The sequence below is a fragment of the Bacteroides ovatus genome (genome assembly GCF_001314995.1).
Lineage (GTDB): Bacteria > Bacteroidota > Bacteroidia > Bacteroidales > Bacteroidaceae > Bacteroides > Bacteroides ovatus.
Genome location: NZ_CP012938.1, coordinates 3,617,417 through 3,632,219 on the forward strand (window position 1 = coordinate 3,617,417; position 14,803 = coordinate 3,632,219).

Annotated in this window: 8 protein-coding genes; all 8 read right to left on the minus strand. The window is 42.4% G+C overall.

Going from position 1 to position 14,803, the window contains the following annotated elements:
- Window positions 1-4 precede the first annotated feature (4 nt).
- A complete protein-coding gene (locus Bovatus_RS14280; RefSeq protein WP_004296510.1) occupies window positions 5-1,873 on the minus strand; it encodes an FAD-dependent oxidoreductase in 1,869 nt (622 codons plus the stop codon).
- A gap of 53 nt (window positions 1,874-1,926) precedes the next feature.
- Window positions 1,927-3,039: a glycoside hydrolase family 88/105 protein gene (locus tag Bovatus_RS14285; RefSeq protein WP_004296511.1), complete on the minus strand. Its 1,113-nt coding sequence runs from the start codon at window positions 3,037-3,039 to the stop codon at window positions 1,927-1,929.
- Between the two features lie 29 nt (window positions 3,040-3,068).
- Window positions 3,069-5,522, minus strand: a complete 2,454-nt coding sequence (locus Bovatus_RS14290) for a beta-glucosidase (RefSeq protein WP_004296512.1) — start codon at window positions 5,520-5,522, stop codon at window positions 3,069-3,071.
- Between the two features lie 78 nt (window positions 5,523-5,600).
- Window positions 5,601-7,808: a glycoside hydrolase family 3 N-terminal domain-containing protein gene (locus Bovatus_RS14295; RefSeq protein ID WP_004296513.1), complete on the minus strand. Its 2,208-nt coding sequence runs from the start codon at window positions 7,806-7,808 to the stop codon at window positions 5,601-5,603.
- A 50-nt stretch (window positions 7,809-7,858) separates the two neighbouring features.
- Entirely contained in the window at window positions 7,859-9,508 is a 1,650-nt protein-coding gene (locus tag Bovatus_RS14300; RefSeq protein WP_004296514.1) for a hypothetical protein, read from the minus strand.
- A gap of 11 nt (window positions 9,509-9,519) precedes the next feature.
- Complete coding sequence (locus tag Bovatus_RS14305) at window positions 9,520-11,082, minus strand: hypothetical protein (RefSeq protein ID WP_004323060.1); 1,563 nt, start codon at window positions 11,080-11,082, stop codon at window positions 9,520-9,522.
- Window positions 11,083-11,181: 99 nt separating this feature from the next.
- Window positions 11,182-12,822 (minus strand): SusE domain-containing protein, encoded by a 1,641-nt coding sequence (locus Bovatus_RS14310; RefSeq protein WP_004296516.1) that lies wholly within the window; start codon window positions 12,820-12,822, stop codon window positions 11,182-11,184.
- A 32-nt stretch (window positions 12,823-12,854) separates the two neighbouring features.
- Complete coding sequence (locus Bovatus_RS14315; RefSeq protein WP_004296517.1) at window positions 12,855-14,801, minus strand: RagB/SusD family nutrient uptake outer membrane protein; 1,947 nt, start codon at window positions 14,799-14,801, stop codon at window positions 12,855-12,857.
- Window positions 14,802-14,803 lie beyond the last annotated feature (2 nt).

Below are 14,803 nucleotides of genomic sequence, written 5' to 3' on the forward strand. Positions count from 1 at the left end.
TTGTCTACGGTTTGATGTAAGCTCCCGGAACTTCCAACAATTTGTTGGGTTCGTTGAAGCGTTGGTTATCGGGCACATCGCGTTTGCCCAGACCCGCTTGCATAAGTTGCTTCAGTTCGGGCAGGTGATGATGATAGATATCGCGCGGCTCTACACTACGTTTGTGGCAGAGTCCGGCTGCCATACCTACTACTTCACCCATCATGCCGGTAGTACGCATCACACGTACCGTACCCAAAGCTACATGGGTGCAACTCATATTACGACCTGCCATAAAGAGATTGTCCACATTGCGCGAATAGAGGCAGCGATAGGGAACGGCATAAGGATGAATCCAACGATGCACCGTAGCCGACTTGAATTCATTGCCGGGAAAGCGGACACTGTTCACGCTGTCGGGGAAGTGAAGGTCGATGCTCCAGGTCGTGGTAAACGAAGCATCCTCATGCGCCACATTCTTGTCTATATCGTCCTGTGACAGTACGTAGTCGCCCAAGAGACGGCGTGATTCACGTTTGCCTGAAACATACGCCACCCAGTCGAGGGAACGGTTGGCATACTTCTTATGGTCTTTATAGTGATTCTTCAGATAGCTCCAGTTGGAATATATCACCAAAAGTCCATAGTCGCGTACACGTTCAGCTTCGCTGACTTGATTGCGGTTCATACCCGTTTCCCATTTCCACTCGCCCATAGTTACAGGCTCACAGTTTTCAGCGTCAAAGCGCACGCCATATTCAAAATGAGGGAATGAGGTTTTCTTCTTCATATCCTTACTATACCATTGTATAGAAGCCCCCATCACCAATGAGTCGGGTTGCTCGGGAGCAAGGCTCTCGCCATATTCATCGCGACCTTCACGCCCCATAGCCCAATCGGCACCGGCTAAATAGCCTATGGTAGCATCACCTGTGCAGTCGCTAAAGAGAGGAGCGGTAAGTTCGGTTTGTTTGCCTGTCTCGATGTGCTGGATAGTGACTGACGCAATGCGGTCTCCTTGCATCTTCACGGCTACCGCACGTTGAGAAGCATAAAGGGTAATGTTCTTTTCGGCCTCTATAAAGTCTTCCTTCTTCTGGTCTTCATAGTAGTCGCCCGGTTGGGCATTGCCGGAACGTTCATGACCGAATTCACGTATCATACGCCCCAATCCCTGATTAGGTCCCATTTCGATGATACCGCCGAGGTGTACACGAATCTCCGACGAGTTATTACCGCCCAATACAGGACGGTCGTTCACTAATGCCACCTTACAACCTAATCGGGCAGCAGATGCGGCAGCACACATTCCAGCTATTCCCCCTCCTACTACCACAAAGTCGTATTGATGAGCGGGCACCGGCTGTTGTTGTCGCAGGCGGGTACGAAGTGCGGCTGTCTCTGCCGCATCCCAGGTAGCGGGCTGCGTATTCGCATCGGTCGTAAGGTAAATGGCATCGCAACGACCGTCGAAACCGGTGAGGTCTTTCAGGGCAAGGGTGGTAGTCCCTGCTTTCAATACTGTCTTTCCGGCAAATTGCCATTGCCAGGAATTACCGGTATGTCCTAATGTAGCTTTCAGCAATTTGCCGCCTAAAGCCAGGCGGAACTTTCCGGGGCCCTCGGCATCGGTCCAAGGTGAAGTCCAGTTGTAAGTACGGGCATATACGTAGTAAGTGCCCGCCTGGGGAATGTTGATTTCTGCCGTAGCATCCACCACAGGGATGCCCATGCCATGTGCCATGAGATAGGGCGAACCCATTTGATCCATGAACTGCTGGTCGAGCACCCAGCCGCCTCGCTGGCTGAAGCTTTCTGCTTCGATGAGCAGTTCTTCGGCTACAGCCACAAGGCTACAGGCTACGGCTATGCATGTCAATAAGATTTTTTTCATCACAGTACAGCGTTTTTATGATTATTGTCTACTATCTTCACAGAGGGAACAGATTATCTCGCCATTTTGTAAATTTCATTGCCTGCCATCAAAAAAGCACCAACTCCATAAACCTCCGTCATGTCACGAGTCACTTTCTTCGGGTCGGCACCGATTTGCTGCACATAACCCAGTTTCCCATTCGGTTCCACAGCCGAGACTAATGCATTCCAGCCTTTTATCATTACAGGAAGATAAATTTCCTTATCCAATAAACCTTCGTTTATTCCATAAGCAATGGAATAGACAATGAAAGTAGTGCAACTTGTTTCCGGTGATGGATAAGAGGCAGGATCCAAAAGACTGGCATGCCAGAAACCGTCCGGATGCTGTAATCCGGCAACACGGGTAGCCAGTTTTACAAATAATTCCTCATAGAATTTGCGGTTCTTATCTTTCTTGGGCAGTTCCTTTAATATTTCAACCAGACCACCAAGCACCCAACCGTTGCCACGTCCCCAAAAGACTTTCTTGCCATTGGCTTCGCACTTATCAAAATAACGCCAGTCACGGTAGAACAAGTTTTCTTCTTTATCGAACAGGTAATCATAAGTCGCTTTATACTCACGATTCATAAATTTGATATATTTTTTCTCTCCGGTCAGCATATACAGTTTGGCATATACAGGGGGAGCCATAAAGAGAGCATCACACCAAGTCCAACGTTCCAAGGTCTTTAAGTCTCCCTCCACCAGCTTGAAACTACCTTCGGATGGATGATTGACAATCCATTCCGTACGGGCGAGCGTAGGGATAATCATTGCTTCGTCTTTGTACTTGCGGTATAAATCCAAAAAGGACTGTGATACAGCGATGTCATCAGCATGATAAAACCGTTTGTCCGGCTGCCAGCAATTCCGTCGGCCTATACGGGTAAGCCACTTATAATATGTATCATCATTGTCTTCTTTTTCAGCCAATTCCGCCCAATCCACCATGCCGACATAAAGAGCACCTTGCGGCCAGTTCAAGTCGTCATGTTCAGGAGCGGGGTGTGGATTGGCAATCTGCCAATCCGCCACCTTTCGCATGATAGACTTTATTTCTGCTTTTTGAAAAGGAATCTCTGTTGCCATTATAAAAACGGAACATAACAGAGACGCTCCCAATAAAAGTGTTTTTTTCATTCTATATTTATTTGTTTATCATTCGGTCATTACAGTTCAACCATAGCCTTTAAAGGCAATTGACTGGAAGCAGGACCGACTAAGATCTCAAAGTCTCCTTTTTCCACTACAAAGCGGTGTTGATTCATATCGTAAAAAGAGAATGCATCCTCATCCAGCACAACAGAAACCCGCTTCTTCTCCCCTTTCTTCAAGAATACCTTTTCATATCCTTTCAGTTCTTTCAACGGACGGGGAACAGAAGACTGTACATCATGCACATACACTTGTGCCACCTCCGAAGCATCCATCTTACCTGTATTCTCTATATCAAAGCTAACGGTAACCTGATGCTCACCCGTTTTCTCCGCAGCCATATTACTATAAGCGAAAGTAGTATAGGACAAACCGTAGCCAAACGGATAGAAAGGTTCTTTTCCCGAACGGTCGTATCCACGATAACCGACAAAGACACCTTCGGAATAGTCTACACGCTTAATCTCCGCCTTTAAGTTCTCGTAATAACTGCCGTGCACTGGATTATCTTCCCATTTCCGCTCGATAGAAATCGGTAGCTTTCCGCTTGGAGAAATCTTACCGGTCAGGATTTCAGCAATTGCCTGACCGCCTTCCTGCCCCGGATACCAGGCCATAAGAATCGCTTTTGCAGCATCATACCAGTTGGTGAAATCCACACCGCCACCGGCGTTCAGTACAACCACAACATTGGGATGCATAGACGCAATCTTCTTGATAAACAATTCCTGATAGCGAAGCAAGGCAAACGGACGGTCAAAGCCTTCGCCTTCGGTATTACTATTGAAACCTGTGCAGAACACAACATTATCCACCTTTGCCAATCCTTGACGAAGTTTCGCCTCATTAAGGCTATAAGCATTAAAACGAATGATGGCCGAAGAAATATTATCAAAGAATTCAATCCGGAAACGGTATTCCTTACCACCCTCAACCGGCAGTTCAACTTCACGGCTAGAGTATGAATGATTTCCCCAATCTCCTGTAATATGCTTGTCATTCACAAACAGACGATAACCGTCATCACCACCGATATGAAGTTTCAACTGCCCGTCAGTTTGTGACATGTAGCAGGCTGTCCAACGGACAGAGAATCCATCTGTCGGAAAGCCGTCCAAAGGTGCTCCATATCCCCAGTCATAATCAACAGAGGATTCCGTGCGTATTACTTCAGGCTGGCCCGAAAGGGTCTTGTTTTTAAAGTATTCAGCTTTGAAGCCTTTCATCTGACGATTAGCATCAGTATAAAACTCATGGACAATATCTTCATAAATCACATCATCCGTCAATAGTAACAGATTCTTTTTCTTCAATTCTTTCAAGCCTTGAGCCACTGAGACGGTAGAAAAAGGAGTGACAAAACCACTGCCGCCACCGGTAGGAATCAAATTTGCATTAGGCCCCATTACGGCTGTCTTTCCTTTCAGTGGGAGCAAGTTTCCTTCATTCTTCAACAGGACTACACCCTCGCGCGCCAGTTCTAAAGCTGTCTGGCGGGAGAAAGGATTATCCTCTGCGATGTTGCTGTCTTTCTGTTCCTTATCCAGCATACCATAAGCAATCAGAGTTTGCAGGATGTGTTGTACTTTCAGGTTGATGGTTTCTTCTGTCACTGTGCCGGCTTTGATAGCAGGCAACAGATTCTCCAAATTCATAAAACGTCCTTTCGGCATTTCGAGGTCAAGTCCGGCGTTAGCAGCGCCTACGGCGGAATATACAGAAGTCCAGTCCGACATCAGAATACCTTTGAAGCCCCAAAGATTGCGCAAGACATCAATATTCAACCATTTATGTTCGGTGGCATGGACACCGTTCAACAGATTGTAGCTGTTCATTACGGCGCCGACATTGGCTTCCTGTACTGCTTTCCGGAAAGCCGGGAAATAGATTTCCTGCAAAGTACGTTCGTCTATGTCAGAGCTGGCATGGTGGCGGCTCCATTCCTGGTTGTTGGCAGCAAAGTGTTTGATTGTAGCAATGACTCCTTCCGATTGTACTCCCAGGATATACTGTTTCGCCGTTTCACCTGTCAAGTAAGGGTCTTCACCGAAGTATTCAAAGTTACGGCCGCACAATGGAGCACGATAGATATTCACGCCCGGGCCAAGCAGAATATTAACTCCTCTTGCCTTGGCATCCTGTCCCAAGCCTTGCCCTAACTTATAAAGTAATTCCCGGTTCCAAGTAGAAGCGGAAAGTATTCCGGAAGGATATAAAGTGCTCTTGGGAGCATGATTACGAATTCCCTGCGGCCCGTCAGCCAACTTAATTTCAGGTATTCCCAAACGGGGAATGGCACGCAGAGAAAAACTGGTATATCCGGAAATATACTCTATTTTCTCTTGCAAAGTCATTTTTGATACAATGTCCTTCGCACGTTGTTCGGCTTGGGGAGTGATTGTCTGTGCACAGGTTAATATGCTCCATGCAAGCATACATAAACCTATGCCTCCTATTTTCTTTTTCATGGTGATTCTGTGTTAATATAATATGTGTAAAAACCAACTTAGCTATCAGCTCTTCACACACTTTTGTTCTTTACATTTTTAGTCTATCAGTTCTATTTTAACGGTCTGTCCTTGTACCAGAATATGATATTCGCCGGCTTCAAGGAAGCGTTTACCATCCTCATTGACAAAACCGAAATCACGTTCCAGGTCGATGTCGAAACGGAAAGTCTTCGTTTCTCCGGCTTTGATAAATTGTTTCTCAAAGTGTTTCAGTTCTTTCACCGGACGGGTGATAGAGCAATAAGGATCGGAAATAAACCAATGAACAGTCTCTGCTCCATCGCGGGCACCGGTGTTGGTGACGGTCACTTCTGCCGACAGTTTATCGCCGCGCTTCACCTTAGTAGCAGAAGGGGTAACAGTGCCATACTTAAATTCGGTATAACTTAATCCATGCCCGAACGGATATAACGGATCGCTTGTTATATCTTTATAAAATCCCTGATGTCCGCGTCCGCTCTTGCGGCGATTATAATAAATAGGAATTTGTCCTGTGGAATAAGGGAACGTCATGGCTAGTTTACCGGAAGGGTTGATACGTCCGGATAAAATTCCTGCCATTGAACGTGCACCATTTATTCCCGGTTGCCATATCTCCAATATAGCATCACAAAGAGGTTCCATGCGATTTAATTCCAAGGGACGTCCATTAGAAAGCACCAATATAATAGGTTTACCAGCCTCCTTTAGTTCTTTCACCAATTCTTCCTGAATCTGTGGCAAAGCAATCGTAGAACGGGAAGCATTCTCACCACTCCAGGTAAGCATCTCACCCAAACAAACAATGACTACATCAGACCAACGAGCAACGTCCAATGCGCCAGCAAAACCTGAACGGTCATTGCCCTGCGGTTTGCATCCCATTGCATAACGTAATTCGGCATCTCCTCCAAACTCGGCAGTCAACCCATCATAAAGCATTTCCACATCCGTATCTTTTCCATGTCCGCACCAGGAACCCAATAAGTCCCAACCATTTTTTGCCATTGGACCTACTACGGCAATCTTTTTTTTGTTTGTAAGTGGTAATATCTGATTGTCATTTTTCAACAGCACCATTGATTCTGCTGCCAGTTGAGCGGCCACAGCCATACTTTGCGGACGGAAAAAACGATCCTTCTCATTAGTAACCGGAGTATAAGGACGTTCGAACAAACCCAGACGGAATTTTACACGCAATACTCGACGGACTGATTCGTCAACTTGTGCCATTGTTACCTTACCTTCCTCTACAAGCTCTTTCAGATAACGATCGTAGGCATGAGACATCATATCCATTTCAAGCCCCGCATTAAAAGCATACCGAGCAGCATCTTTCTTTGTAGCGGCTAATCCCTGATTCTTTAACTGTTCCACAGCCCCCCAGTCAGACACAATGAACCCGTCATGTTTCCAGCGTTTCTTTAATATCTCGGTCATGATATAAGGATTAGCTGACCCAGGTACTCCACTGATGTCATTGAAAGAACTCATCAAAGTGGCCGCACCAGCTTTCACCCCCATCTCATAGGGCAGTAGATAAGTATCCCAAAGAGTTTGAGCTGAAATTTCGGTATAAACATAATCTCGCCCAGCCTCCGAAGCACCATAACCTACATAGTGTTTCAGACAAGCAGCCATACGGTTCTCTGCTGACATATCATCTCCCTGATACCCACGCACCGAAGCAGCGGCAAACACTCCATTTGTATAAGGATCTTCACCATATCCTTCGGCTACACGTCCCCATCGAGGATCACGTGCCACGTCGATCATGGGAGAAAAAGTCCAATCAACCCCAGACATGCGGGCTTCTTGTGCAGATACCGCACATGCCTGTTCTACCAATCCCGGATTCCATGAACAGGCCTGCCCCAACGAAATAGGATATATGGTGCGAAATCCATGAATAGCATCGTAGCCAAAAATGATGGGAATGCCCAAACGAGATTCTTCCATCGCTTTTTTCTGCATACTATTACGCAACTCTGGATTTATATCAAAGTAAATCAAAGAACCAATCTCTGACGGTACTTTTTTCACTTCTTCGCCAACATTATTCACATTGTTATTTCGTCCCAATGTATATTGGTTTAGCTGCAAAATCTTTTCCTCCAATGTCATACGCGATATTAAATCATCAATACGTTTTTCAATTGGAGCTTTGGCATCCTTATACAAAGGAATACTCTTTTTATCTTTTGACGAAAGAGAATGTGTGACTCCCAATAGGCACAATCCCAAAATCAAAACTTTTTTTCTCATCTGTTTTTTCGTCGGTTAGTTATCATTTCTATTTTTCAATTGATTATGACTTACCGAGCTGTCACTTCAAATAATTTCAACCATCCGGCAGATGTCACATTGTTCTTCACAGCAAGGTGAATTCCAATCTCATTCTGCTTTGTCGTATCAACAATACCAACAGCCCACATGTATTTACCTGCCTCCACGCCTTCAACCCGGGTTGTAAACGTATATGATTTAGCCGCACCTTTCACCCAATCACAAGCTTCCGGTTCTCCATCAACAAATACATACTTCGGTTTATCATTCTTGGTGTCCAATAAAGCAAAAGCTACTTTATATTTATTCTTCCACTGGGGAATATTTGTCGGACAATATCCCCAACCAAAATTATTCCAACGGTGCGCTATTTCAATCTGTTTACCATTAGAGATAGTTGTAGGCAAAGAAATTCTGTCCGGAAATAAACGGTAGCTTCCTTCTGTACAGAATTGTTTAACTAATTGGAAAGCTTCATTAAACCATGAATAAGCTTCTCCATTATGAAAGTCTGAATTATAGCGTAAATCCATCATATTGACGCAAGCTGTTTTAGCCTCATCAAACTCACCTTGACGTACTTCTGCATAATTGGCATATCCATCTCCCAGAATCGAGTTTCCATGAGAATTTTTCACCCAGCCACCTTCCATTACTACAGGAACGAGATACTTCCACTTGGCTATAAAATTGCGTTCCCAAGTAGAATAGTAAGTTTTCATACCAAACGCATCGTGACGTAATGAATATCCTTTAGCTACTGCTTTTCCTATTAATCTTTCAGTATCTTTATCATAATTATTGCCGTCCCATTCCTTACTTGTACCTATCCAACGATGATAATTTACAAACACAGGAACTTTATCAAATACTTGAGAATATAAATCTGTCACCCAATCGAAAACAGCCTCACGAGTCGGCAGCTCCGGTTTTCCCAACTCACGCACCTGATAGTACCATACACTATGATACTCTCCCCATTTTCCAAATCCTGAACCACTTACAAACTGTACTTTGTCGGGATCATTAAAATCCTTAGCCAAAGCCCTGATAAATTTCTCATAATATTTCTGGAAAATAGGATCATCCGGATAGGGAGACCATACTTTTACTGAACCTGTTTGTGTTTCATATCCTTTCGCGCCAGCCTCTTTTACAAAATTCGGAGTAAAATTATAGTGCTTATCACGGCTATCCACCACAAAAGTAAAGGCCAATTTCATATTTCTTTGCTTAGCTCCCTCTATCAACATCTTCAGTCGCTTAGCCGAAGGGGTATCACAATCGGAATTCCATGCGTATTTTCCTTCTTCAGGATTAAAATCAGCCCAGGCACCACGAAGGTATAAGGTATTTGCATAATCAGAGACCTTTACAGTGCCTTCTGATGACGGGAAATTATCATAATCCTGCCAGAATGTGGAAGATAAACCATCACCAATACCCGCATATAATACCCATCCGGAAAGAGGATTATGCAAAATGATATTTCGATTCTGCTTTACCGTGACAATGCTGTTCCCAGGAATAGAAGTATCTTCTACCAAACCATCATCACCATTATCACCTCCTTCTTCATCATTATCACTGCCGCAAGCGACTAATGATATAGCCATAGAAAAAATAAGCCCGCAACTTATTTTTCTCAAACTGCACATATTTTGAAAATTAATCTTCATACCTATAGCTCTTATTTTTTTATGCTTACTTTCGACAATTTTAACCAGCCCGAATCCAATATATCCCCTTTGGCGGCAATATCCAGCCCTACGAGATCTTTATTACTCCGGTCAACCAAGCCCACAGCCCAAACATAAGTACCCGTTTCAACTTTGGACATATCCGGCTCAAATACATATTCAGCGGGACTTCCTTTTATCCACTTGGATAAATCTGTATCCGTATCCACAAATGTATATCGCACCTCATTCGTTTCAGAATCAAGCAAAGCGAAAGCTACTTTATATTTTTGATTCCATTGCGGAATATTAGTAGGACAGTACCCCCATCCCAGATTGTTCCAGCAATGTTTAATAGTCGGCGGTGTTTTTTTAGAGACTTCTAACGGCAAAGAGATTTCACTGGGATAGAGCCTATACCCGCCTTCCCGAAGGAATCGGCGTACTAAATCAAAAGCATCTTTAAACCAGGACTTTGTATCACCAAAACGAAAATCCATCATATTGACATGTGCCTCTTTGCTGTCATCAAACTCACCGCGTCTTACGTCCTCGTGTGAATCCTTGCGATATCCTCTAGGATCCTGCCAATAATTATGTGATTTGACAATCCAGCCACCTTCCATAATAATGGGGCATATATTACGATATTTTTCTGCAAACCTACGTTCCCAACTACCATAATAGGTTGTCATACCAAATGCATCATGACGTAATGAATATCCTTTCTTGATTGCTTCTTCCAGCATTTCTTCACTGTCAGCAGCAAAATGTTCATCATCTACCCAATCTTTTCCCGCACCAATCCATCTATGGTAGTTAATTACTACCGGAACTTTATCAAAAGCTTGAGAATATATATCTGTCACCCAATTGAAAACTGCTTTCTTTGGAGTATCATCACCTGTTGAATAAATCATTGTATGATATTCTCCCCATTTCCCAAGTCCGAATCCATCTATAAATTCAACTTTCGAAGGATCGTTGAAATCTTTAGCCAGGGCCTTCACAAATTTAGTATAGTACTTCTGAAAAACAGGATCGTCAGAATAAGGTGACCATTTACCTTTATTCATAAATCCTTTTGCACCGGCATCTTTTACAAATTGAGGAGTAAATTCTGTTCTCTTATCACGACTGTCAACTACAACACGAAATGCCAAACGCATATTCCGCTGATAAGCTCCTTCAATATATGCTCTCAAATTAGAATCAATCTTCCAACCATATACATCTTCCTGTGGATTAAAATCTGTCCAACTAGCGCGAATATAAAGCGTATGAGCATAATCTGTCACACTAACATTGTGTCCCAGTTCAGGAATATACATATGGTCATACTGTGCCCAAAAATCTGCAGCATCCACTCCCATACTTGCATAGAGCACCCATCCTGTAAGCGGGTTATGAAGAATACGCAAAGAATCAGGCTGAATCGTAACTATGTTATTCTCTGATAGTTCCTTATCAAATGAAACGGCTGAATTCTCGTCTCCGAAAACAGGAGATAAAAGGAACATAAACAGACAAAGAGACACAATTACTCTATAATAACTAATCTTTCTTATAACCATACTACTAATTGTTTTTTTAAAGAGTGCTATATCATTGTTCTCTTTATTCATATAAAAATCACGAGATTGATATAGCACTCTTAATTTTATCCTGCTTGATTATCTCTTATCAAAGAATACTGTCAGTTCTTTAATATCTAATTCTATGTAATTAACTCCTACAGGTACACTAAAGAAAGCATAGCGGTTGTTAGCTTGGCCACCGACTACAGTCTGTTTCTGATTGTAGTCACTCTCTGCAATATCAAGGCAACCGTCATAAGATCCTCTGATGGCATCTGCTGTTGAACCAAAGGTATAGCAACCGGCACTTTGCGGTCCGACTTTAAAGTTCAATCCACCCGGATGTGCATTTCCATCTTTGTCTTTAATGGAATTCTTTCTGGGTAACTCCGCTCCTTTGTATATAAACAAATAAGGATTTGCCAAACTAGGTGTCATAGAATGAGCCATAGTGAATCCTGTATCACCAGTGCCATCTTTAGCCCATCCATCGTATGGTCCCCAAATAAAGACTCTTTCAATAGTGGTAGTCACCGTATTATTATTCCATGTCCACGAAACAACCATTGGTTTAGGATCTGTTTCGGGGGAGTAAATCGTAACCTTTTTAGTATTTATATTAATCACAACACGATAGACACCTGCAGTCTTAATATTCCAATGATAAGCAAGTGCAGCTGCTTCCGGGCTCATTGTCGAGATATTCATTGCTGTACCATCTGTAAAATCGCCCGATTCTTCGGGAGCAATAGCCATATCTTTCTGTCCATTAAACAAGATCGGGAAATAAATAGTACCAGGTTGCAGTTCTGCATGGAACGCATATTGATTTTCATCTTCTATCGTGCGAGTCATCTCTACATCTGCGCTAACACAAGTTCCGGCAATATAGATTTTATCAGCTTCTATAAAATTACTAGCCAAACCTATAGTAACGGTACGTGTTTCAAAATCTACCACTACACGATACTGCCCATCTTCAGGAATCACCCAATATCCAGCATTATCTGTTCCCTTAATTTTAGCTTCCATTGCTCCATCAGTAATCTGTTGTTCTGCAGTAACTGGTGAAATGGCATTAATCTTATTTTCATCTTTCCAAACAATCGGGAAGTGAAGGTTACCTGCCTTCAAGTCACAAATGGAAACATAACGCTTCGGCTGACTTTCCATTGGCAAGATTTCAATATCTTCACCATTAACAGCTGTGCCTGACATATAAAGATGGTCTGCAACAAAGGTCTTTTCAGAATACATCTTTACTTTTATAGTAACTGTAGAAACTTCCGGTTTTACAAACTTTGGGCCTTCTATAGAACCGATAATACGGGCTTGTAACTTTACTAAATCACCAGGATGCTGCTTCCACTTTGACACCAATAAACTTTGCAATTCTTTATGAGTATAACTTTTAGAAAAATCATCATCAATATACTCTCTTATCATTGTGTTTGTTCCAAAACTGTTATTTTCCAGATCCATTTTATAAAGATAGGAGATATAATAGTCAGAGCCTATTGGATCAGCTTCCGTCCAGTTTAACGTCAATGCAACCTCATCCGGGGTATCTTCCTTGAGTTCTATTTCATAATCAGAAGGAGTCAGGACTAAACTTGTACGATTATCGAGCAAATCAGTAGTATCGTCATCATCATTACATGCTACCATGAAACACGAAGCAAGTGTCAGGAAGAAGAACCGTAAAAGGTTCTTCTTAAATATATATCCGTTTTTCATATCTATATTCAATATATTAATATTATAACTATTTATTGGTTTCCGACGGTCCAGTCAGGAGTTTGTACCAAATTCCAATTCTTATCAATATCGTCCTGTGGAATAGGCCACCAATAGCTTATAAATTTACGTGTCTGATATACTGTACGAGTATAATATTTATTTCTATAGTCCGCATCGGATACTTTAATATAAGCATTCATGCCATAAAAATCACCATCCAATACTTTCTCGGCTAATTTCCAGCGACGCAGATCATTAAAACGAAGTCCAGATTCACAATTCAATTCCACACGCCTTTCTTGACGAATTAACTCGCGCATTTCTACAGGATCTGATGGGGCTGTTATCTTGCCTTCTTCAGCTGAAACACTATATTCGGGAATACCCGCACGCTCACGAATCAAATTGACATATTTCAGAATCTCTTTTTGATTAGCAGTATAAGTGCCCTTCTCAATGCTATATTCATTTAACGCCTCAGCATAACTTAAATAGATCTCTGCCAAACGACATAATGCACCATGACGGTTTTTATAATCTCCACTGCCTTCTTTGGGATTTGCAGATGGGTCTACTCTCTTACGTACCAGATAGCCGCTCCATGGAGCGTCGTGAGAGGGACCACCGTCTTTACCATCCATATAAAAGTCAGTATTTCTCTTACCACCAATATGCCATTGTTCGTTATGCAGTACTGAAATATAAAAACGAGGCTCGCGATCACAATACATTTTATATGTATTGGCGTCTACAACTACATTTTCATCTTTATTACGATCTCCTTCTGAAGACCCATACTGCCACTTTGTAGAATAAGTCTCTTTTTGCGTACTAAAGCCTGTCTCTGAATAATTAGCATCTGGATTAACTTTAGGAGAGCCATCCGAATTATAGCCTATAATAGGTCTTTGACCGTTTCTCATGAAAAAAGCATCAACCAAAGATTGAGTTATTCCGATCGCTCCCACGCCATTAATACCCAAACCACGTGGGATACAGTTTTTATCATACCATCCACCGGAATCCATTGTACGAACAAACAGTAATTCTCTGTTGGCTTCATTCCATCTCTTCATCACTGCATTTTGATAAGAAAGAAAAGGATCAATATCACCGTTATCCAAATATTCATAATGCAAATGATAGCCAGATGCTTCCGCCTCATCTATAACCAGTTTACAAGCATCCACTGCCCTTTTCCATCGTTCCGGATCATGTGTAGAATTAAAGATAGGGGTTCCATCAATGTTTTTTATATTCGCCAATGCAGGATTACCATTCACCAAGTCACTTGCAGCAAATAATAAGATACGCGCACGCATTGCCAAGCACCCGACAGAAGTTACACGACCATATTTCTTATCTTCAGTTTGAGTGGCAGGTAATTGTTTTGAGGCTTCCAACATTTCTTGATCCGCCCAATCAATTACATTATAAAACGGCTCTTGTTTCAACATCAAATCATCAGCCGAAGTACTTTCACTAGCCTCGCGAATAATGGGAACTGAACCATAAGCTATAGCCATCATAGAATTATAATAAGCTATAAAGAAACGACATTCAGCTTTCATAAAGTCCACTTCTTCAGCCGGTACAGCCTCCAGCGGGTGAGCATGTTTGATAAACAAATAAGCGGAACGGATATATTTAGGATAAGTATTCCAATAAGTAATTACTCCGGGATTGTCTGCTGTCCAGTTACCTTTTTGATATTGAATGGCTTTAAATCCTTGCGCTTCCCAACCAACCGAAGGAATCAGTTCATCAGCTATGGCATCCGGACCATCATAAGTATAATATTCAGGCAGGCCGCGATAAACATATGCCAGCCAACGTTCCATATTCTTTTTATTCTCAAATACTGATTCTAAGTCCAACTGGTCATCCGGTTGCTTATCCAGATAATCAGAACAAGAAGAAAAAGCAAATGTCGTAATAATACTTAATACTATAAATTTTAATATGCTATTTTTCATAT